This is a genomic window from Synechococcus sp. EJ6-Ellesmere (assembly GCF_024345875.1).
In the GTDB taxonomy this organism is placed as follows: Bacteria; Cyanobacteriota; Cyanobacteriia; order PCC-6307; family Cyanobiaceae; genus Regnicoccus_A; species Regnicoccus_A antarcticus.
Window position 1 is genome coordinate 13135 of the sequence record NZ_JAGQBY010000009.1, and the last position, 22565, is coordinate 35699.

The following is a 22565-nucleotide window of genomic DNA, read 5'->3' on the forward strand; positions in this document are numbered from 1 at the left end:
CATTGGCCTACCCTCTCCCATGGCCGTTGAGTCAGTCGATGGCCGATCAAGCTTTCGCTGCCCAAGTTGGTTAACCCCGCTGGCGTGAAAGAGTCCGTCCTGTTCCCATGAGCTAAGAACTACTCTTGATGATCAGGACATCCAGCTTCAGATTTGGCGTAGTGAGTCTGTCTTGTCTTTGAAGGTGTTCAGCAGCAGTTGCAGGTAGGTCACCTTGCGGAGCTTGATGTTTGCACTCAGGGACATTCCCACCTGGAGCGGTAACTGGGCTCCGCTTTTAAGATTGAGTTGTTGAGAGTCGAGCTTGATTTGAACGGGGAATCGATAATCCATTTTCAGTTGGTCAGGAGGGATCGCGTCCGATCCGATCTGCCGAACGACTCCAGTGAGCACCCCAAAGTCGGTGGCGGGAAATGAGTCAATGCTGATGTCGGCCTTTTTGCCAACGCTCACGAAGCCGATGTCCCCGCTGGACACCTCAACGCTGGCTTCCAGCTTGTCGAACGGTACAATCTTCAGCACTGGCTCGCTTGTCTGCGCTACGAAACCGCTGCCGGTTGGTTTCATCTCAAAAACGATTCCGGCAACCGGAGAGTTAATGGCTTGATAGCGGATATTCACCCTCACTTCGGTGAGGTTCGACTTCAGTTCATTGAGCTCGCTGCGGAGCGCCTGAATGCCTTGATCGAGGATGGCCTTTTGCCGCAATCGGTCGACCTTCGTTTGGTCGAGCCGCCCTCTGATTTCCTCCACCTTGTTGCGTTGGGAGAGATACTGAAGCTCGCCAACACCACCTTCTTTATTCAGCATTTCCAGACGTTTCAGCACCTCGGTTTCGAGTTCGAGGGTACGGTTGAGTGATTGCTGTTCGGTCGTGTTCAGCTCAAGATATTTACTGAGTTCTCGTTCCTTGAGATCAAGCTGTTGCTGTTTGATGACGATGCGGCGCTGCAGGCTGACGCGCCGATCTTGGGTAGCCTCAGAATCGAGTTTGAGCAGAGGCTGATTTTTTTTGACTGTCTGTCCTTCCTTGACCAACACCTGATCCACCACCCCTCCCACCGGCATTCGCACTTCCTTCACCTCGCCGATCGGCACGAGCTTGCCTGGTGCCACCACCACTTCTTCCGTCTTGGCAATGGCTAGCCAGGTAATCCCGAAGCCTGCCGTTGCGATCAGTCCCCAGGAGATCGCGCCTGCCCAAAAGGTTGATTGCCGCAGGACGGAAGCATTCTCCGATTCGGTGTGAATGCTCTGCTCCAGTCGGTTTTGGAGCTTGCGAAAGGGAAGGAATCGTTTCACTAATTGGGTGTCTCAAAAGGGATAGAGAATGGAAGCATATGATTACAGTATGAGGAGGGGAAAAGTGTCAGATCAGCTCCCTTCCTGTTGGCGATACAGTGCGTAATAGCGGCCCTTCAGTGCCATCAGCTCCTCGTGAGAGCCCTGCTCGACGATGTCACCACGATCCATCATCACAATCGTCTCGGCGCGACGAATCGTGCTGAGACGATGGGTAATAAAGAAGACGGTACTTCCCTTGATGTTCTCCACCAGGTTGTCGCAAAGGCGGCGTTCGGTGTCGTAGTCGAGCGCGCTGGTGGCCTCATCCATCACCAACAATTTCGGATTGGTGATCAAGGTGCGGGCGATGGCGATGCGTTGCTTCTGGCCGCCGGAGAGGCCGGCCCCGCGTTCACCGATATCCGAACTGTATCCAGATGGCAGGCCCATGATGAACTCGTGGGCACAAGCCACGCGTGCAGCGGCAACGATTTCGTCGCTGGTGGCATTGGGATTGCCGAGGGCGATGTTGTCGCTGATCGTTCCACTGAAAAGCAGTGGATCCTGTGGAACGATGCCGATCTGGCGTCGTAGTGAATACAGCTCCACCTTGTCGATGTCGTAGCCATCAATCAGGATTCGCCCGGCCTCAGGTGAATAGAGCCGGGTCAGGAGTTTCATCAAGGTGCTCTTGCCGCTGCCGCTCTGACCGCCAGTCCCCACAAAGGTTCCTGCTGGAATGGTCAGGTTGACCTTGTGGAGAACAGGAGGTGAGGCGGGCTTGAAGCGGAAGGTCACATCCTCGAAGCTCACCTCTCCATGAATGGCCGGAAGCGGAATCTTTTGTTTATCCGCCTCGTTCGACTCCTCTGGGGTATCGACGACATCGGCGAGGCGCTCGAAGGAGACCCTGAGTTCCTGGATGTTCTGCCAGATCGACCCCAGCCGGAGGATGGGCTGGGTTACGTAGCCGCTGAGGATGCGAAAAGCAATCAGCTGGCCGAGCGTCAGCTGGCCGTCGAGCACCAGGATGGCTCCGACCCAGAGCACCAGAAGCTGGGACAGCTTCTGCAGCACCTGGCTCGTTTCGTTGAGGGCAGTGCCGGTGATCGTTTTCTCGAAGGCTTTGCTGATGTAGAGGGAGTAGAGGTCTTGCCATTTCCAGCGGCTGACCATCTCAACATTCTGTGCCTTGACGGTCTGAATGCCAGTGAGAACTTCGACCAGGTGGGACTGAGTTTTGGCGTTTTCCTGGGCGGAATCACGGATCTGCCGGCGAAACAGTGGTGCCCCGATCAAGGTGAGTGCCACCTGGATCGGTACCACAGCCAGAGCAACGAGTGTGAGCACCCAGGAGTAGAACAGCATCACGATGATGTAAATCACCGAGAAGGCGGCATCGAGGATGGTGGTGAGGGCCTGGCCCGTCAGGAATTGTCTGATCTTCTCCAGCTCAGCGAGGCGGCTGCCCAGCTCCCCGACCGGACGCTTGTCGAAGTAGTTGAGTGGCAGTCTCAGCAGGTGATCGATCACCTCGGCACCCAGCCTGGTATCGATCCGGTTGGTGGTTTCCGTGAAGACGAACGTGCGCAGACTGCCCAGCACTCCTTCCATCAGCGTTACCACCACCAGGGCGATGCCGAGCACCTGCAGGGTGTCGAGGCTGCGTTGGGTGATCACCTTGTCGATGATCACCTGGATCAGCAGGGGGTTGGCCAGCGTGAACAGCTGGACGACGAAGGAGGTGACCAGGACCTGGGTGAACACGCCCCGGTGGCGACTCAGTGCCGGCAGGAACCAGGACAGTCCGAATTTTTCTTCCGGGGTGACATTGGTGCGATCCACCAGCAGCAGATTGATGCCCTCGGGGAATTCCTCTTCCACCTGCTCCGGGGACAGCTTCACCAGGCCCTTGCGTGGGGAGGCCAGCACGATGCCGGAGGCATTGCTGGCCTGCAGCAGGGCAAAGCCGCCGTTCCATTCGATCAGAGCGGGCACCTGCAGCCGTGTGCAGGAACTGCTGCTGACCTGGGCACCCACCACGTGCATCCCCATCATCGAGGCCAGGCTTCCCACCAGCTGCACATTGGGTGGCTGGCCGCGGCGCAGTTGCTCGCGCAAGACCTTTTCAATGGCATCCTTGCGGAACGGCACCGTCATCAGGCCGCTCAACATCTGAAAGCAGGCCAGGGTCTCATCGATGGGCCCTTCAGCGCGGATAACCTTGAAGGGGCTGCGCTCCTGCAGGCGACCAAGATTCTGAGCACTGCCGAGCGGCGCCTCGGGCGCATCGGCGACGGCCATCCTCGATTGGGTGGAGATCCCGGGACCGATCCCCTCCGCTCCTGCGGCATCCTGCGCGGAGAGCGGGGTCGCGCAGAGGGCTTCCACAGCAGCGGTGGAAACGCCAATCAATCGGCCTGACAAGGGACAGGCGGGGGCCGGCAGCTGGGTACCGGGCTCGATGGCTTCGCCCAGGCTCAGGCCGGGCAGGTTGGCGCTGGCCACGTACCAGCTGATCCCTTCGCTCGCCTCAAGCCGCTCAGCCTTGCTGACGGCCTTGAGGCGAGCCTCCGGCCGTAGGAGGGCGATCGCCTCTTTGAGGCTGAGGTGGACGGCTGGGCTGCGCCGCTGCAGCAGTATGGCCAGCCGGCCCAGTTCCGCCGTCCAGAGCCTGGAGCTGCACCAGCTTCGGAAGCTGGGCTCGCTGCGCAGCAACTCCAGCACCACCTTGTCGGGAATGGCGGCGGCCACCAGCTCGCTGGAGGCGTTCACCTCCTCACAGGGATCGGCGCTGAGCAGGGAGGCGAAGCCCACCAGATCGCCAGGCCCGAGCCGCTCGATGGTGCGACAGTTCTTCCCCTCCAGGCCCGTCAGGCGTGCGGCGCCACTGAGGATCACCAGCAACTCATGCGGGACGGTGGCGGCAAAGCAGAGCGGCTGACCGATGCGGTACTTCAGCAGCCGGCTCGCGGATTCGAGCTGCTCAACAATCCCTGACTCCAGATCCCTGAAAGCCTCGAGCTCCGAAAGCCGCTGGCTGGTTGAGCTCGTCATACCCCTTGGGCCAGCGGAGCTGGGCAAAGTGAGGCGATCCTATACGTGGTCTCTTCTTGCAGCCATTCATCAAACAGCTCCTGGGCCATGCGCTGCCGGGTGGCCTCGTCGAGGCTGGCGGGCTGCAGTTTCTCCAGGCGCACGACCAGCCACCACTGTTCCACCTGGAAGGGGGCAAGCAGTGTGCCTGGTTTGGAGCTGCGCAGGCGTTGGACCAGGGTTGGATGGGCCTGGGCCAGCGGCGTCGGACCGATCAGGCCCTTGCTGCCGCGTTCAGGGCCCTCCGAGAACTGTTCGGCGAGTTCGGGGAACGTGGCTTCCCCCTCTTCGATCCGCAGATAGAGCTCCCGGGCCAGGGCACCGTCCTGGACGCGCAGCAGGCTGTAGACCACCTGATCGAGATGGGTCTTGCGATCGAGAAAGCGGGCTTCCGCCTTGGAGGAGAAATGTTCGGCGGCGTAGGACGCGATCCGCTGAGGGAGCTCCACCTGCCAGCGCAGGTCGTCTTCGCTCCAGCCGTGGCGCCGCCGGTAAGCCTCCTCGGCGGCCGCATCGACGATGGCGTTGCTCTGGCGGAAGCCAGTGAGCAGGCGGACAAAGACCTCATCGGGCACCTTGCCCCCCGCAAGGGTCTCCTCGAGCAGCTGGTGGAAGACGTAAGGCCTGAGCAGGTTGGAGTGCGCCAGGCCGGTCAGAGTTGGCGGCGTGACGGCGGGCGGGGCCGGCTGACCACCGGTTGGGAGGGTCATGGCTGCTGCTCTTCGGAGCGGTACGGCGACAGGGCTTTCATCAAAACATTCTCCGGTGCGGCGACCACCCGCCCACGGCCGGCCTGCCAGCTGATTGAGAAAACAGCGCCGAGGAAGCTTCGATCAACAGTGCGGCCGTTGTTTGGGGTCAGTCGAGAATCTGTCAGCGAAAAGCCATAACCTGTTGGCGACACCTTTCTTGCAGGGTTTCCTCCGGTATGATTCGGCCGATCTGGAGGCCTGCCCCTCTTTGGCAACTGCCTTGACAGAGATGCCAAGCCCCTTAGGGTTTTGCGGCAGCCGCAGCCAACCTGCGGAAAACCCCTTTCCCTTCATCAAACGCCCTGGAGTGCTTCCCGAATGGCCAACGCCAACGAAACTCAACTTCTCTACATCACGTATTTCGGTAGACCGGCAGACCCCGCTGGCCTGGCCTTCTGGAGTACCGGCGCTGGCGCTGCCCTGACCCTGAGCGAAGCGGCCGATGAGTTCGCTGGCACGACGGAGTTCCAGGGAACCATTGGTTCGCAGAGTGTTACCGACGCTGTTAACTCGTTTTACGTCAATCTCTTCGGCCGCAATGCCGACGCTGCGGGCCTGCTGTTCTGGGTGAACGCGGTCAACAACAACGTGGTCTCGCTCCAGCAAGTCGGCCTGGAGATCGCCAAGAGCGCCCTGTCGCAGCCCAATGGCTCGCCCGACAAGGTCGCCATCCAGGCCAAGGTGGAAGCCTCCCTGCGCTGGACCGCAGTCGTCGCCTCTTCGGCGCAGTCCCAGCAGGAGTACGCCGGTCCGCTGGCCAACACCTTCGGTGTCGACTTTCTGGTCCCCGTCACCACCATTGCCACCATCCCGTCGGTTGCTGCCACGCAGGTGGCCGTGGATGGGCTCCCCCCAGTGGGCACCGTCGGCCTGCTGAGCTCCAATGCCACCAGCGTCAGCGAAGGTGGCACGGTCATTTTTGAAATTCAGACCATTCCGGATCTGGCCGGCAAGACCATCGCCTACGAGCTCACCGGAGTTCAGGCTGCCGACGTGGTCGGTGGTTCCCTCACGGGCAATGTGCTGATCAGCGCCACCGGTGTCGGTACGGTCCAGGTCACCATCGCTGAAGATGGTGTGATTGATCCGGGCGAAACGCTCGAAATCATCTTCCCCAACGAGATCATTTTCGCGAAGCCTCCAGGCGGCGAGTCAGTCAACATCATCGACACCACCCCGCCGGTGATCCCCAGCCTGCAGGTGCAGGCGATTCCGGCAGCCGTGAATGAAGGGGCCACCCTCACCTTCGACATCACCACCGAAAACATTGCCACCGGCACTGTTCTCACCTACACCCTCTCGGGTGTCTCCTCGTCCGATGTCAACAACGCCCTGCTCACCAGCACGGTCGTCGTCAACGCCAGCGGCACTGCCGTGGTGCAGTTCCTGATCAGCGCAGATCTCAGCACCGAAGGTCCTGAAGAGGCCACGTTGGTCGTGACGGGTGGTGGGGCCTCAGGTTCGGCCAAAGCGATCATCAATGACACCAGCATTGCTCCCACAACTGTGGGGCTGACCGTCAACACTGACATCATCACCGCCAGTACCGCCAGCACCTTCACCTTCTTCGGCAACGAGAGCACCCTCGGTCAGAACGATCAGCTCACTGGTCGCGCCGGTACGAATTCAGTGCTCAATGTGGGCACCAATGGCAGCTTCTCGATCGACAACTTCACCACCAACGGCATCCAGACCCTGGAGCTCAATCCTGGTGGTGAAACTCTCTGGGACAGCGGCTCCATCGATCTGAGCCGTGCCTTCGGTCTCAATGGTGAATCCGGCTCCGCCAGCGGGCTGGTCAACATCAATGTGAACCAGAGCAAGCTCGGCTCCGTCCTTTTCAATGACATCCAGTCTGCGGTCGGTTTCGAGACCACAGTCACCGACAGCATCAGCGATCTCGAATACAACTTCGACATCAATGCCACTCAGGGCGACACCGCAGTTCTCGTGACGGTGGCGGAAACGCCGATCGATGCCCTCAGTGGTGAGGCCGTCGGTTTCGACTTCACCCAGGGACCCCTCTCCGCCGATGCCGGCATCGAGCTTCTGGGAGTTCAATCTCTGGGTCCGATCACCAACGTGATCGACATGCTCAGTGTTGGCGCTGATCTTGAAGGCCTGATCATCTTCGGCGAGGCCTCTCTGGAGATCACTTCCGATCTGGGCCTCGATGATGACAACCTCAACATCGAATTTATCGATGCTCAAGATCTCGATGCTGATCTCACCCTTACCTACACCTCAGCTCTTGGTGATCCGGCGAATCTCGACAATAACGTCGCTGATGTCACTGTTTTCGGTGCTGTTGGCGAGAACGTTCTGACCCTGGGCAGCATTGCCAGCCCCAACCCCACCGACTTCCTCGTTCTCACCCAGAACAGCAACGACACGGTCTTCACGGCCGGTGGGGCTGATGAGATCTTCGTCGGCGGCGGCAACAATGTGGTGGATGCCGGCGACGGCACCAACAGCATCACTGCCGGTCCCGGCAACGATTCACTGGTGTCTGGCTCAGGCAATGATCTGATCGATGCCGGAGCTGGCAACAACACTGTTGAAAGTGGCGGCGGTGCCGACACCGTTACCACCCTTGGTGGCAATGATGTGATCGATGCCGGTAATGGCAACGATTCGATCAGCTCCGGTGACGGCAATGATTCGATTGATGCCGGCGAAGGCAACGATCGGGTGATCTCCGGCAATGGCAACAACACCATTGATGCCGGCCCTGGCAACGATTATGTGTCGGCCGGTCTGACTGGCTCTGGCAGTGGCAACAATCTGATCTTCACCGGCAACGGCAATAACACCGTTGAAACCGGCAGTGGCCTTGATTCTGTCTACATCGGCAACGGTAACGACAGCATTTCCACCGGTGCCGGCAACGACTACATCCAGGTGGATGCCGAGAGCCTCACCATCGCTGATCGCATCAACGGCGGTGCAGGCACAGCCGATGTGCTTGCTCTCAGTCTCGGCGGTCTGGTGTCCGAGAGCGAAACGCTCGGGGTGTCACGCATTGAGGAGTTCCGCCTGCTGGGAGGGTCGGATTACAGCCTCACCCTCTCCAACCCCTTGATCGCCACCTCCGACAATTTGGTCGGTGGGGTCCGCCGTTTCCTGGTGGATGCTTTGCCAGCGGCCGGCGATGTAACCCTCGATCTTTCCAAGCTCTCCCCAGTGGATGGCGATCTCAACTTCATTGGCATCACCTACGACGGCCAGGCTGATACCAATACCGAGACCGTGATCATCCGTGATGCTCTGCTCAGCAGCTTCACCACACTCAGCTTCGGAGATGCTCCCCTTGATCAGGATGAAACCTTCGCTGATATCTTGCGCATCCTCGATAGCGCTGATGTCACTGCCGACGATCTGATCAACGTCAGTGGCCTTGAGGTGATTGAGTTGGCCTCCTCGGCCAACGGCCCTCAGACCTTCACGATTGAGCTCACCGACGCCATCTTCAACACGCTGGTTGGCCCAGATAACACCAACAATGGCACCCCCGATGTTCTGCGCATCGTGGCCACCCCGTCTCTGGGAGGTTTCGTTTCAACCCTGAACCTGAACCTTGCTGGCCTCAGCGCTGCCAACCGGGCGCGGGTGTTTGTTGAGCAATCGGCTGATCTCAATGTGTTCACCAACCCACCAGGTGCTCTGCCCCCCAGCAACATCACCACGGCCCTGTTCTTCACCCCCAATGCTGATCGCTTCCCGATCGCCTCGGTGGTGCCCGGTAACCCTCCCTTCATTCCCGATGGCTCCATCGTCACCGCCTTCCAGGCGGGCGACGTTCAACCGTTTGATTACGTCAATGCCAACGAAGTGACTGATGGCCCTGGTGGGTTTGAAACCATCCTCTTCAAGTACGCCATCAGCAATACACCAGCTGATCTTTCCACCCAGGTTGGTGGAGACTTCTTCTTCCCAGCCACGATCTTCGGCATCGACCTCTTTGAGTTCATGCCTGCTGCCATCAACCAGGCGGTTTCTTTCACCAACCTTGGTCTCTACAGCAAGAGCCAGACGGGCCTGGATAGCGTGAAAACTGCTGGTGGGTCCGATCTACTCCTGGAGATCAACGACGACCTGTTTGTCGGTAGCGATGGCGGCAACGACACCGTGACGGCGGCTGCCTATGACACCGATTTCATGGATGCCAGCATCTCCCTGACCGTGGATGCCGGCGAAGGTAACGACTCGGTGGTTGGCGGCTATGGCCCCAACTCCCTCTATGGCGGTAATGGTAACGACGTTCTGGAAGTGCTCCAGGGACCCACTGCCAATGGCACCTACGTGGGCGGTAACGACACCGTGATCGGTGGAGCTGGTTCCGACACGATCCGTACTGGCGTCGGTAACGACATCGTCTGGAGTGGAGAGCGCACCAGCTTCAACGACTCCCTGGATACCGCTGGTAATTTCATCAACACCACCTACAGCGGTCCAAACGTTGAAGGAGTCGTCGATCCGAATGCGGACAGGGACACCGTCATTGCCGGTGCTTTCAACGACACCATCGTCACTGGTGTCGGCAATGACTCGGTCAAGGCTGGCGAGGGCAACAACTCCGTTCTCGCTGGTGGCGGGGCCGACTGGGTGCTTGCTGGGGCCGGTAACGACCTCATTGCCCTGGCCGATGACCTTGGCCTTGACAATGACAGCACCAGCTCCGGCGCTGGCAGCGACAGCATCCAGGCCGGCCTTGGCAATGACTCGATCCTCGCCGGTGCCGACAACGACTTCATCTCCCTGGGTCTCTCTTTCGGCACCTCTGGCGGTAACGGCACCCCAGCTGTGATCGGTGACCTTGGAACCACGACCTACGGCGGTCTCAGCAACGGCGACGTTGTCGATGGTGGCACCGGCACGGAAGTCTTGTTCTTCTCCTTTGAAGGAGCAGGCAATCCGGCCGGCCGCTACGTGGGTAAGCCGAATGTGCTTGGCACATCGGTCATCAGCAGCGTCGAGACCTTCGTGATTGGTCTGAATACCGCCGACCGTCGCGTGGAGTTCAATCGCGAGTCAGCCATTCAGGCCGGCGGTGAGCTCACGGTGTTTGCAACGGACCTGGACAATGGGATTGCCAATTCTCTCCGGGATTTCAGCGAGTACACCTCCACCGAAACCGTTGATTTCACGATCTGGGATCTCGAAGGCACACTTACCAAGGGTGGCAAGGACACTAACAGCGTCGGTGGTAATACGGTTGTCGGCGGCTCAGGTACGGACACCCTCTCCACCTTCGGCGCCCCCGGTCGGGCGGCCAATCCCCAGCTGGATGGCTTTGTTGCAGGTGACATCGAAGGTGACTACCTCTACTTCGGTCTCGGCGGTAGTGACACCATCAACCTGAAAGATGAGGCCACGTTCATCGAAGGCGTCGGCTACCAGAGCATCGACGACGGCGGCAACTCAGCCGGCGGCGTGGGCACCGGTGGCGACATCATTACCGGGTTCCGTCAGTTTGTGCCCGTTGCTGGTGAGCCCAACAACTACCTCAACACCGAGGATCTCGTGCTGATCGGTGGCTCCCTAAAGGCCAACATTCTGAACTATACCGACCCTTTAGTGGACAACTTTGGCGGACACCTTAAGTTCGTCTCCAACTCGGCCGTCGACTTCGATGGATTTGGGTTTGGTTCGTTTACTACGATCTTTGGCTCCTTCCGTCAGGACGGCCTGATCCTCGCCAACGGCATTGCCGGCAGTGATCTCAACAACGTCAACAACATTGCCAGCGCTATCAACGGTCTTGGCATTGACTCGGCGGTCGGCCAAGGTGGCCTGGTAGTTGTGCAGGGTGCCACCAGTTCTGCTCTGTACGCCTTCTCTGAGAACGGCGTCGAGGAAGATAACGTGAGCATCGACGAGCTCTATCAGCTCGGCATCTTCCAAGGAGAGCAGTATCTCGGCAGCATCACCGATGCTGGCACGCTGATCACTGGCGTCTCCGGTCCGTTCGCCTCCGCCAACTTCGTTGGGGTCGGTACGTTCGTCGGCTGATCACTCAATCGTCACTCTCCTGGGGCGGGTTTATCCCGCCCTTTTTTTTGTCCATTCAGTGCCAGTGAACCTGCTCTTTGTTCATCAGAACTTTCCCGGCCAGTACAAGTCGCTGCTGCCGTTCTGCTACCGCGCCGGCCATCAGGTGGTGGCGATGGGGGCCCGGCCGTTGCCCGCCAAACGGCCCAGCTGGATGCAATATCTCTGCTATCCCTATGACCGCAGCAGCAGCACCGGCATCGATCCTCTCGCCCAGGAGTTCGAGACCAAGATGATCCGTGCCCGCAGCTGCGCCAACGCTGCCATCCGCCTGCGGGATCAGGGCTTCGAGCCTGACGTGATCTGCGTGCACACCGGCTGGGGTGAGGATCTCTTTCTTGCCGATGTCTGGCCCCGGGCACGCCTGTTGGGCTATTGCGAGTACTACTACAACGCCACTGGTTTTGATTACGGTTTCGATCCCGAGTTCCCCCCTGCTGATCTCGCCTTCGGCGAACGAAAGCTGCGCGCCAAGAATGCGTCGATCCTGCTCTCCCACCAGCAGCTCAATGCCGGTGTCAGCCCCACCCACTTCCAGCACGGCTCCCATCCGGAGGCGCTACGGGGCCGTATTCGCGTGATCCATGACGGCATCCATACCGCCTCGATCGCTCCCAACGACGACGTGACCATCGAGGTGCGCGGGCGCCGCTTCAGCCGCCGCGATGAAGTGCTCACCTATGTGAGCCGCTCGCTGGAGCCCACCCGTGGCTTCCATACCTTCATGCGCGCCTTGCCGCGGTTGATGGCCGAGCGGCCCGAGGCCCAGGTGATCATCATCGGAGCCCCCGATGGTGGCTATGGCGCCACCCCCGAGGTGCCCTTCAAGCAGCAGCTGCTCAGTGAACTGCAGGGCCAGCTGGATCTGGAGCGCCTCTATTTTGTCGGGCGCATCCCCTACCCCGATTTCCTGCGGGTGCTGATGGTCTCCCGCTGCCACATCTACCTCACGGTTCCCTTCGTGCTGTCGTGGTCGCTGCTGGAGAGCATGGCGGCCGGCTGCGTGGTACTTGGCTCCGACACCGCGCCGGTGCGTGAGCTGATCCGCCATGGCCACAACGGCGTGCTGGTCGACTTCTTCGATCCCCAGGCCCTGGCGGATCAGGCGGCGGCCGTGCTAGCTACCCCTGTCGACTACGAGCCCCTGCGGCAGGCCGCCCGCGCCACGATCGTGGACGGCTACGACCTGCCCCACTGCCTGAGCCAGCATCTGGCCCTGATCGAAGCCGTGGCCGCTGAGGCCCCGCGCCGCTGAACCCTTCGATGCCTCCGGTCCTGCCCACGCTCCCTGCCGATACGCCGCTCTATCTGGTGGCGGCCAGCCGCGGCCAGGCGGCCCATTTCTCCCGCGCCAGCCTGTTGGGTCAGAGCCTGGCGGGATTTCCCGCCGCCCTGCGGCCGCAACTGCTGCTGAAGGCCGCCAACGAGGGGCCCCATGCGGCCGGACTGCCGCGGATCTACAACCAGGCGATCAGCCGCTTACCGGCCCAGGGAATCGTGGTGTTTCTTCACGATGATCTGTTTCTGCACGACTGGCACCTGGCCGCCCGCCTGCAGGAGGCTTTGGAGCACTTCGATCTGGTCGGGCTGGTGGGTTGCGTCCAGGCGCCAGACGATCAACCGTCCTGGGGCTTCAGCCTCGATGACGCAGGCCAGCCCCAACGCTGCAGCAACCAGCCTGCTTCCGGTTGCCTGAATCACTTCGATCCGCTGCGGCCGGAACCTGTGTCCTACGGCCCCGCCCCCAGCGCTTGCCGGCTGCTCGATGGCGTGTTCCTGGCCCTGCGGCTGGAAACCCTGCACCGCACCGGCTTGCGGTTCGATGAGCAGTTCCGCTTCCACTGCTACGACGGCGACTTCTGCCGCAGTGCCGAAGCTCTGGGCCTGCGCACCGGCACCTGGCCGATTGCCTGCACCCACGGCAGCCCCGGGGCCTTCGGCAGCAGTTGGCGGGAACAGGCCCTGTTATGGCGGCAGAAGTGGTGCTCCATAGCAACCTGAGCGGCCTTCTTCAGGGGCCTCTGCAGTAAAAGTATATTGAAAGCAATAATACTTTATACATTATTGCTTAACATCTTCCGGTTCTTTCGCTTTTCTTGTGTTTTTGTTTCCGGATCTGCTTGTGCAAGCTTGAAGCGTTCTCTAGGCTTGGGGATCAAAGGGTTAAGGCTTTAGCTTCATGGCGCTCACTCTCCAGACGTTCCTCGAGCAACGTCTGACCTTCAACGCCCAGGACATTCTGTTTCTGCTGCGCAAGGTCCGCTCAGGCGATGTCCGCACCTCCAGCGGCGTAGACAACGGCTTCACGGTTCCCGACAGCAGCCCATTTCCCGGCGTGGAGAATGGCAGCGCCGGCCAGCCGTTTGTGCGGATCTCCGGGATCGCCGCCTTCGACGACGGCATCAGCAGCCCCAATGTCATCGGCTCCAATGGGGTGGCCCTGCCGAACGAGCGGCTGGTCTCCAACACCGTCAGTGACACCGGTCGTCTGGCTGAGCTCCGCTTCGATCCCAATGCCCACATGCTTCAGAGCGGAGGCTGGAACAACCTGCTGATGTCAGTGAGCCAGTACATCTACCACGGCCTTGACTTCATCAACAAGGGCGGTGCCGGTACCTACACCATCCCCGACCTGCCCGGTGCCTATGACGGCGCCGTCGGCGCCCTCAACTCCACCCGTGCCACCCCCGCGGCCGGCACTGGTGGGTCCGCCGGCAACCCCCGCAACTACGCCAACACCGTCAGCCCCTGGATCGACCAGAACCAGACCTACGGCTCCCATGAGCTGGTCACCTTCCTGCTGCGCGAAACCCTTCGCGACGGGGACGGGAACGTGGTGCGCGACAGCAACGGCAACTTGCTGAAAACCGCCCTTCTGCTGGAAGGGCATCCCGGGCCTGACGGGATCCTCTCCAACCCCACCTACTACGACATCCTTCTCAACAACGGCGTCGACAAGTCGGCCCTGGACGCCATCCTCGCCTCCGTTGCCACGGCCCACGCCCACTACAACGCCGCCTGGGATGCCTACCGGGCCTCAACTCCCGATCAGCAGGTGGATCGGGTCTACCTGGCCCGGTTGTTCAACACCTACATCACTCCGGCTGACAGTGCCGCCATGGCGGCGGCGAAGGCGGCCCTGGCCGCTCTGCCCGGCTATGTGTCTGAGGGCCTGCTTCCCGGAACCACAGACCAGACCGGCCTGGGCCAGACCCTGATCGGCGACCTGGCCGCTCAGTCTCAGGCGTTGCCGATCGGTCCGGGTCAGTTTCTGGCCGGCGACGTCGCCAACCTGCTCAAGCACTTCGTTGCTGGTGATCTTCGGGTCAATGAGAACACAGGCCTCTCGGCCTTCCACCAGATGTTCGCCCAGAACCACAACAATCACGTCGAGGATATCACCGCCGCGATTGCTGCGTTGAATTCCGATGCCGATCCCACCAACGACATCGGTCCGGTCACCAGTAACGAGATCTTCGATATTGCCCGTATCGTCCAGAACGGCCAATACCAGCGCATGGTCTTCGACCAGTACGTGCTGGCCCTGGCTGGTGGCATCCCGCAGGGCTTCCCCCTCAATGCCGCTCCGGTGCCTGCCGATGTGCTCTTGGGCGGTCCGCTGGTTCTTGGAGAGCACGGATTCCTCGGCTGGACCCCGGAAGTCAACGGCAACATCTCCCTGGAGTTCGCCTTTGCTGCCTTCCGTGTCGGCCACTCGCAGATCTACCGGGATCTGGGCATCATCGATGCCTTCCGCACCAACGGCGATCGCTTCGATGGCTCAAGTCAGCAGGTCGTCGTGGCCGCCAATGATGCCAGCGCCAACATTGCCCAAGCCGCCGATACGGTTGCTGAGTCTCTGGTCAACCTGTTCCTCAACCCGGAGGCCTTCGACAGCCGAGGTGGTGGGGCCGCTTTCCTGGCCGGTAACGCCCGCGAGCCGGCCCAGCAGGTCGACACCTACCTCACCAATGCGGTGAGGAACCTGTTGGTCGGCTCTCCCCAGGATCTGGGCGCCTTCAACCTGGCCCGTGCTCGTGAGTCCGGGGTCCCCAGTCTCAACGAATTCCGCAAGGCCATCAGCACCATGCTGGCGACCACCGGGATCGGCAACAGCCTCGGCGTCCAGTCTTCTGACCTTTCGGTGGGTCTGTTTGACCCACTGGCCATTGTCGTTGAACTCGATGCCAACGGCAATCCGGTGCTGGATGTGAACGGGGACCCGATTCCTGTACTCGATGTGAACGGTCAAACGATTCCGCTGGTTCAGAACCTTCTGGCGGACATCATGCGCCCCTACGTCAACTGGGCGGATTTCGGCCACAACCTGCGCGACTGGCAGCCTTCCCTCGATGCCAATGGCGTTGCCCTGGTCTTCGATGCCAACAACGCGGCCACCTACGGCACCAGCTTCCTGCGGGATGCGTTCATGACCCTCTACGGGGCTCCAAGCGGCAGTTCGCCCGTCATCAATATTGACGGCACCGTGACGGTTAGCAGCAATCCCTATCCCGGTGGCTTCGCCACCATGACGCGAAGGGGACGTCCCGGCCGTCCGGTGACCAACCCCGGTGCCGCCCTCAACAACGACTGGGGTCTCGACAATGTCGACCTCTGGATCGGTGGCCTGGCGGAAGCTGCGGTCTTGGTTCCCACCGGCGATGGACTGCTGCAGAGCCTGGCCGGCAGCACCTTCACCTTCATCATCCAGGAGCAATTCGACCGCCTTCAGGACGGCGACCGTTTCTATTACAAGCTCGACCTGGCCGGCACCGATCTGCTCAACACTCAGATCGTTAATTCCACCTTCAGCGCCCTGGTGCAGTCAAGTTCCGGTGCGGCAGCGCAGTACATCCACCAGGACACCTTCCGCAACTTCGAGTTGCACGACCTGGCGCCGGGCGTGGTGAGCTTCAACTCTCCATTCCGTGCCCTGTTGGCCAATGGTCTGGTGGATCCCAATCTTCCCAATGATCTGATCATTGCCAATTCCCAGAACAACATCCTTACCGGCAACAATGCTCGTGACGACATCCGTGGTGGAGCGGGTAGCGACACGATCACCGGCGGTGACGAGACCGATTACCTTTGGGGTCAGGGCGGCGGCGACCTGTTGCTCACCGGTCGTGACATCTTCAACCCTCTCACGGGCCTCTGGGAGAGCGACCTGTTCATCGACTTCCTCTATGGCGGCGATGGCAACGACACGCTTGATGCCTCCGGCAATACGCTTGGTGACATCCTTCTGGGCGAGAACGGTAACGACACCCTGATCGGCAGTAATGAGGCGTTCATCGTGGAGCTCGGCCTGCTGGTACCGGTCGGCGACAACCTGAATGGTGGTCTTGGGGCGGACACGATCTATGGCAATGCTGGCAATGACCTGATCACCGGTGATTCCGGTGCCCCTGATATCGGCTTGAGCGCCGTCAATGTGTACGGCGTCGACTACCTCTTCGGTGGCATCGGCTCCGACATCATCACAGGTGGCGGCGAAGGTGACATCATCATCGGCGGACTCGACGCCGACACCATTCATGGTGACTGGGTGCCCACCTCCAACGCTGAATTGCTGGCCCGTGCCATCCGCACCAACGGGGTGATCACGGGCACCCTCGAGCCCCTCAATTTCGAGATCGGCACGGTTGTGGTGATCGATGAGATCAACCCGATCACCGGCCTGCGCTTCACGGCTGCCCAGCTCCAGGAATTCCAGGACTACCTCACGTCTTTACGGGTCAATCCCAATGGCGCTCCCGGCGGGGATATCAACCCGAGGGGTCCGGTGCCCCTGCTCAAGATTCAGCCCTATGTGGGCCCCGAAGGCGGTGATCTGATCGAAGGCGACGATCGATTCTTTGATCCCACTAATCCGCCGGTGATCCTGGTTCCCGATCCTCTCGACCCTCTTGCTCCCCCTGTACCGGTCATCGTGCTGCCGGACGCGGATAAGATCTTCGCCGATGGCGGCAACGACACGATCCGCCCCGGTGCAGGTTCTGATGTGATCTTCGCTGGTCGCGGCTTCGATCTGCTCGATTACAGCCTCCAGCCTGAGACGTTCAACCCTCTTGCTGATGGCACGCCCGGTGTGCCCATTCCCAATAGCTTCCGGATCACCCTCGATCAGGTGCTGGCCCCAGCGGCCGGTGATACGGCCAACCAAGCCGATGGCTCAGTGCTCAACCTGCTGGCCAACGACGCAGGCATCGCCGACAACGACATCTTCTATTCGGTGGAGCACATCAAGGTCGCCGGCGCTTCCACCAATGATGAGTTCGTCTCCAACACCGTTGGTGGCGACACGTACGTGGTCGATGCCACCGGTGCGGTCTTCGTCAATGGCATCCGCATCGAAGGGGTCGAAACCTTCTTTGCTGTCGATGGCGGGGATACGCTCCAGTTGGCGGCTGGTACGGGCTTTACGCGGGGTACGTCAGGAGCCTTCCGGCGCAACATTCAGGTCGGTGGGGCGAATGGGCCACGCTTCCTGGGAATCGAAACCCTCCAGGTTGGGGGTGTGAACCAGGGCATCAATACCAATAGAACGAACTCTCTCTTGAATGTGAGCGCCACTCCAGACCCTGTGGTGGTTGTAGTGCCTCCAGTTGTGGCTGAGTTGGCCGCTCCGGAGCCAGCGGCGATTGCATTGCTGGCTACTCCGTTGGTTCCGCCGACTCCCCCTGCCCCTCCCGCCAACCTTCAGGACACGATCGTCACCCCAGCACCGACTCCCCCTGCTAGTCCCGCCAAGCTGGGTGTGATCGACACCCTGAGTGGAGTGAGCGGCAGCCAGGACGCTTTCTTCCTGGGAACGGCGGGTCTGCCCTTCTACAACAGCATGGGCGATGGCACCAAGGACTACGCGTTGATCAACAACTTCGAGAATGGATCCGATGTGATCGTCCTCGCGGGTCAGCGGACGCAGTACAAGCTGGTGGCTAACTTCGAGATCGATGGTTCAGCAGGTACGGGAATCTTCCATCGCAACAACCTTGCGAACCCTGGAGATGACGACCTGATCGGAGTGGTGGCCGACACGTCCGGTCTCAGCCTGTTCAGTTCTTCCCAGTTCCTCATGCTGGGCTGAGCCTGAGAACCACGGCGAGAGCCAGTTGTTCGCTCATCCAATGGTGCCCTTTGGGCCCCTTTTTTTATTGCTATGCCCTGCCGTTGTATTTATTGGGTTGGGGTTGGCTTCGATCTCGTTTGGAATGACGTTAAAAAGCCCCGGCGACCAGAGGATCGCCGGGGCTTGAGGCCGAAGGGGGCTCTGGCTCAGCCCTGGCTGTTCTGGCTCGGCTCCGAAGACGGCACCGAACCCAGGCTGGCTTCCAGCTTGGCATTGATCACCTGCCGGGCGGTTTCCGCCAGGGCGATGCTGGCCTGAGCGCGGTTGATCTGGTCGCCAGCGGCCTGCAGCAGAGCGAACAGATTGCGGGCCTCCTCAGGCAGATCGCTGACGGCATATTGCCTGTTCTTGAAGATCACGTTGCGAACGGCCATCTCGTGCTTGCGGGGATCAAGGGCCCGGTAGCTTATCACCGCACTCTTTATGCTCCGCGCCGGCGTTTCCTGCCTCCGAGCGCTGTTGGTGCAGCATCAGTTGCTGATGCTGCACGGCTTCGAAACCCAGTCGTGCGTAGAAGCCGTTGCCGCTGGTGGTCATCAGATAGATCCGCTCCGCCTCCGCCACTGCCCGCGACGCCAGCAAGGCTTGCACCAGCTGGCGGCCCACACCCTGGCCCTGGTGGTTCTTCGCCACCACCACGTCCCAGAGCACGGCGCGAAAGACCCCGTCGCTGCTGGCGCGCCCGAAGCCGACCAACCGGCGCCGCCTCCCGCCGCTCCAGGCGCTCACCACCATCTGACTGCTCGCCAGCATGCGCCGCAGTTGGGCCATGGAGCGTCCTTGGGCCCAGGAGCTGTGCTGATCGAACAGCTGTTGCAGCTGCCGCAGGTGCCCCGGCAACCAGCGCAACCGCAGCGCCCCAGCCCTGTGCCGGATCAACTGGACGTTGCCGCTCACAGGGCCACCTTCACATCGGTGTGGCTGAAATCCTCGCCCTTGAACAGCAGCGGTACATCCAGCGCCATGGCCAGGCCGTAGCTGAAGCAGTCGCCCAGGTTCAGGCCGGCCCGGTGGCGCCCCTTGCCGTAGTGGCGCCAGCCGCGCAGGGCCCAGTGCAGATGCAGGCGATCCAGGGGAGTGGGCTGGATCTCACCCCTGCTCAGCAGCAGGTCGAGCTCATGTCCTCCAGCCTCGCCCAGCTGGCCTTCAACCACGATCTGAGCTTCCAGCAGCGTGGCCATGGAGATGGCCTTGGCGCCTGGCTGGCTCAGGCAGACCAGCAGGCTCTTGGCCTCAGGTTCCGCCTTGAGAATGGCGATCAGGGCCGAAGTTTCGATCACCATCAGATCGGCAGGCCGTCGTTGTCGTAGAGCTCATCTTGAAGCTCCTGGCCGCTGCGCCGATCGGGCCATGGAATCTGCCGGAAGCGTTCCAACAGGCTCAGCAGCTGGTCCTGCTTGGCCTGCTGCTTGGCGTCGACCACCACGCCGCTGCGCTCCAGTTCGGCGCTGAGGGCCTGCCGCACCGCATCCGTCACCGTGGTGCCCCTGCGGACCGCCAATTGCCGGGCCATGGCATGGACCTTCGGGTCCTTGATGTTCATGCCCACAGCTTGGCAAGGGTAGAAAGTGGCCTTGATTCTACCCTGCGCCTGTGGGCTGGCAGCGGGCCTCAGTAGGCTGCTTGCAGCACGATTCGTCCCTCTCCATGCTCAAGCTGTTGCTGGGTGATCCCAATGCCCGCAAGCTCAAGCGCTACCAGCCGATCGTCTCCGACATCAACCTGCTCGAGGAGGAGGTGTCTCCCCTCAGCGATGACGAGCTGCGGGGGCTCACAAGCGAGTTACGCCAGAAGCTGGTTGGCCTGCAGGACGATTGCCGCAGCCGTGGGCTGAGCCTGGAGGCCAGCCTCGAGCGTGAATGCGGGCTGCTGGACGAACTCCTGCCCCAGGCCTTCGCCGTGGTGCGGGAGGCCGGCAAGCGGGTGCTGGGCATGCGCCATTTCGATGTGCAGCTGATCGGCGGCATGGTGCTGCATAACGGCCAGATCGCCGAGATGAAAACCGGCGAGGGCAAAACGCTCGTCGCCACCCTGCCCGCCTATCTCAATGCCCTCACCGGCCGTGGCGTTCACGTGGTGACGGTCAACGATTACCTGGCCCGGCGAGATGCCGAGTGGATGGGCCAGATCCACCGCTTCCTCGGTCTCTCGGTGGGCCTGATCCAGCAGGAGATGGCCCCAGCTGAGCGGCGCCGCAACTACGCCTGTGACATCACCTATGCCACCAACAGTGAGCTGGGCTTTGATTACCTGCGCGACAACATGGCGAGCGATCTCTCCGAGGTGGTGCAGCGCGACTTTCAGTACTGCGTGATCGATGAGGTCGATTCGATTCTCGTGGATGAGGCGCGCACGCCTCTGATCATCTCCGGTCAGGTGGAGCGTCCCCAGGAGAAGTACATGCGTGCGGCGGAAATAGCCGCCGCCCTGGAGCGCGCCGAGGGCATGGCCAAGGACGGCATCGATCCAGAGGGCGATTATGAGGTGGACGAGAAGCAGCGTAATGTCACACTCACCGACGAGGGCTATGCTAAGGCAGAGCAACTTCTAGGCGTTTTGGATATGTTCGATCCCGCCGATCCCTGGGCTCACTACATCACCAATGCCCTCAAAGCCAAGGAGTTGTTTGTCAAGGATGTGAATTACATCGTGCGCGGCGCCGATGCCGTGATCGTTGATGAGTTCACTGGCCGGGTGATGCCAGGTCGACGCTGGAGCGATGGTCAGCACCAGGCGATCGAGGCCAAGGAAGCCCTGCCGATCCAGCCGGAAACCCAGACGCTGGCCAGCATCACCTACCAGAACTTCTTCCTGCTCTATCCGCGCCTGGCCGGCATGACTGGCACCGCCAAGACCGAAGAGGTGGAGTTCGAGAAAACCTACAAGCTCGAAGTGACGGTGGTGCCCACCAACCGGCCCCGTTCCCGTCAGGATCTGGTTGATCAGGTTTATAAGAACGAAGCCGCCAAGTGGCGTGCTGTGGCGATTGAAACCGCCGAGATCCACCGGCTCGCCCGGCCGGTGCTGGTCGGCACCACCAGCGTCGAGAAATCCGAGCTGCTCAGCGCCCTGCTGGCCGAGCAGGAGATCCCCCACAATCTGCTCAACGCCAAGCCTGAGAATGTCGAGCGGGAAGCCGAGATCGTGGCCCAGGCCGGCCGCGCCGGTGCCGTCACGATCGCCACCAACATGGCCGGCCGCGGCACCGACATCATCCTCGGCGGCAACAGCGACTACATGGCGCGCCTCAAGCTGCGCGAGGTGCTGCTGCCCCGCCTGGTGCGGCCTGAAGAGGGCCACCGGCCGCCGGTTCCCCAACAGCGAGAGCTCGGTGGCGGCGGTTTCGCGGCCGGCAGCGCCAGTGCCGAGGGCCCCGGCCGTGCGCCCAGTGAGGCCCGTGCCATCGGCACCCTCTACCCGTGCGCCCTCAGTGCTGCCACCGAGCAGTCGCTGGTTGAGCTGGCCCGTGAACTGGTGCTGGCCTGGGGGGACCGCGCCCTCACGGTGCTGGAGCTGGAGGATCGCATCGCCCAGGCCGCCGAGAAGGCCCCTACTGACGATCCCCAGATCGCGCAGCTTCGCGCTCTGATTGCCCGCGTCAAGGCCGAATACGACCTGGTGGTACGGAGCGAGGAGGTGCAGGTGCGCGAAGCCGGCGGTCTGCACGTGATCGGTACCGAACGCCACGAATCCCGCCGGGTGGATAACCAGCTGCGTGGCCGGGCCGGCCGCCAGGGTGACCCTGGCTCCACCCGCTTCTTCCTCTCCCTGGAAGACAACTTGCTGCGCATCTTCGGTGGTGAGCGGGTGGCTGGTCTGATGAATGCCTTCCGCGTCGAGGAGGACATGCCGATTGAATCAGGCATGCTGACCCGGTCGTTGGAAGGGGCACAGAAAAAGGTGGAAACCTACTACTACGACATCCGTAAGCAGGTTTTTGAGTACGATGAAGTGATGAATAACCAGCGCAAAGCTGTCTACGCGGAGCGCCGGCGAGTGTTGGAGGGCCGTGAGCTCAAGTTGCAGGTGATCGGCTATGGCGAACGCACCATGGACGACATCGTGGAGGCCTATGTGAACCCTGACCTGCCACCCGAGGAGTGGGATCGGGGTCGACTGGCCAGCAAAGTGCAGGAGTTTGTTTATCTGCTGGCCGATCTCACCCCCGAGCACGTGCAGGGCCTTTCCGCCGAGGAGTTCAAGGCGTTCCTCCGTGAGCAACTCCGCAACGCCTACGATCTCAAGGAGGG

General features: G+C 61.2%; 12 protein-coding genes. 5 read left to right on the forward strand and 7 right to left on the reverse strand.

Annotated elements, in window-relative coordinates; translation table 11 throughout:
• Positions 1-147 precede the first annotated feature (147 nt).
• From KBY78_RS01745 to KBY78_RS01755, 3 genes are all read right to left on the reverse strand, one after another.
• Positions 148-1302, reverse strand: a complete 1155-nt coding sequence (locus KBY78_RS01745; RefSeq protein WP_255142075.1) for an HlyD family efflux transporter periplasmic adaptor subunit — start codon at positions 1300-1302, stop codon at positions 148-150.
• A gap of 72 nt (positions 1303-1374) precedes the next feature.
• Complete coding sequence (locus KBY78_RS01750; protein ID WP_255142076.1) at positions 1375-4341, reverse strand: peptidase domain-containing ABC transporter; 2967 nt, start codon at positions 4339-4341, stop codon at positions 1375-1377.
• The gene (locus KBY78_RS01755; RefSeq protein WP_255142077.1) at positions 4338-5090 is read right to left on the reverse strand and encodes a peptidylprolyl isomerase; all 753 of its coding nucleotides are present in this window, start codon (positions 5088-5090) and stop codon (positions 4338-4340) included. Before KBY78_RS01755 ends, KBY78_RS01750 begins: the two co-directional genes overlap by 4 nt.
• Positions 5091-5450: 360 nt before the next feature.
• Here KBY78_RS01755 and KBY78_RS01760 point away from each other — a divergent pair, with 360 nt between their 5' ends.
• The 4 genes from KBY78_RS01760 to KBY78_RS01775 all read left to right on the forward strand — a co-directional run bounded on the left by KBY78_RS01760 (position 5451) and on the right by KBY78_RS01775 (position 18273).
• Positions 5451-11144 carry a DUF4214 domain-containing protein gene (locus KBY78_RS01760; RefSeq protein ID WP_255142078.1) on the forward strand — a complete coding sequence of 1898 codons (5694 nt, stop codon included), beginning with the start codon at positions 5451-5453 and terminating at the stop codon, positions 11142-11144.
• 64 nt (positions 11145-11208) lie between these two features.
• Positions 11209-12438: a glycosyltransferase gene (locus KBY78_RS01765; RefSeq protein ID WP_255142079.1), complete on the forward strand. Its 1230-nt coding sequence runs from the start codon at positions 11209-11211 to the stop codon at positions 12436-12438.
• An 8-nt stretch (positions 12439-12446) separates the two neighbouring features.
• Complete coding sequence (locus tag KBY78_RS01770) at positions 12447-13184, forward strand: glycosyltransferase (RefSeq protein ID WP_255142080.1); 738 nt, start codon at positions 12447-12449, stop codon at positions 13182-13184.
• Between the two features lie 178 nt (positions 13185-13362).
• Positions 13363-18273, forward strand: a complete 4911-nt coding sequence (locus KBY78_RS01775) for a peroxidase family protein (RefSeq protein ID WP_255142081.1) — start codon at positions 13363-13365, stop codon at positions 18271-18273.
• A gap of 188 nt (positions 18274-18461) precedes the next feature.
• Here KBY78_RS01775 and KBY78_RS01780 read toward each other — a convergent pair whose 3' ends face one another.
• Genes KBY78_RS01780 through KBY78_RS01795 form a run of 4 tightly spaced genes read right to left on the reverse strand, consistent with a single transcriptional unit; the run spans position 18462 to position 19858 of the window.
• Positions 18462-18689: a DUF6447 family protein gene (locus KBY78_RS01780; RefSeq protein ID WP_255142082.1), complete on the reverse strand. Its 228-nt coding sequence runs from the start codon at positions 18687-18689 to the stop codon at positions 18462-18464.
• A gap of 16 nt (positions 18690-18705) precedes the next feature.
• Positions 18706-19212, reverse strand: coding sequence for a GNAT family N-acetyltransferase (locus KBY78_RS01785; protein WP_255142083.1), 507 nt, complete (start codon positions 19210-19212; stop codon positions 18706-18708).
• Positions 19209-19598 carry a type II toxin-antitoxin system VapC family toxin gene (locus KBY78_RS01790; RefSeq protein ID WP_255142084.1) on the reverse strand — a complete coding sequence of 130 codons (390 nt, stop codon included), beginning with the start codon at positions 19596-19598 and terminating at the stop codon, positions 19209-19211. The genes KBY78_RS01785 and KBY78_RS01790 overlap by 4 nt, the downstream gene beginning before the upstream one ends.
• The gene (locus KBY78_RS01795; RefSeq protein ID WP_255142085.1) at positions 19598-19858 is read right to left on the reverse strand and encodes a type II toxin-antitoxin system VapB family antitoxin; all 261 of its coding nucleotides are present in this window, start codon (positions 19856-19858) and stop codon (positions 19598-19600) included. The genes KBY78_RS01790 and KBY78_RS01795 overlap by 1 nt, the downstream gene beginning before the upstream one ends.
• A 104-nt stretch (positions 19859-19962) precedes the next feature.
• Here KBY78_RS01795 and secA point away from each other — a divergent pair.
• The coding region (gene secA, locus KBY78_RS01800; protein ID WP_255142086.1) for a preprotein translocase subunit SecA at positions 19963-22565 on the forward strand (2603 nt) is incomplete at its 3' end.

What these genes read in the sequence shown, in the direction of transcription:
- KBY78_RS01750 (WP_255142076.1), bottom strand. Translation starts at nt 4,341, where the DNA reads ATGACGAGCTCAACCAGCCAGCGGCTTTCGGAGCTCGAGGCTTTCAGG.
- KBY78_RS01755 (WP_255142077.1), bottom strand. Translation starts at nt 5,090, where the DNA reads ATGACCCTCCCAACCGGTGGTCAGCCGGCCCCGCCCGCCGTCACGCCG.
- KBY78_RS01760 (WP_255142078.1), top strand. Translation starts at nt 5,451, where the DNA reads ATGGCCAACGCCAACGAAACTCAACTTCTCTACATCACGTATTTCGGT.
- KBY78_RS01770 (WP_255142080.1), top strand. Translation starts at nt 12,447, where the DNA reads ATGCCTCCGGTCCTGCCCACGCTCCCTGCCGATACGCCGCTCTATCTG.
- KBY78_RS01775 (WP_255142081.1), top strand. Translation starts at nt 13,363, where the DNA reads ATGGCGCTCACTCTCCAGACGTTCCTCGAGCAACGTCTGACCTTCAAC.
- KBY78_RS01780 (WP_255142082.1), bottom strand. Translation starts at nt 18,689, where the DNA reads ATGGCCGTTCGCAACGTGATCTTCAAGAACAGGCAATATGCCGTCAGC.
- KBY78_RS01790 (WP_255142084.1), bottom strand. Translation starts at nt 19,598, where the DNA reads ATGGTGATCGAAACTTCGGCCCTGATCGCCATTCTCAAGGCGGAACCT.
- KBY78_RS01795 (WP_255142085.1), bottom strand. Translation starts at nt 19,858, where the DNA reads ATGAACATCAAGGACCCGAAGGTCCATGCCATGGCCCGGCAATTGGCG.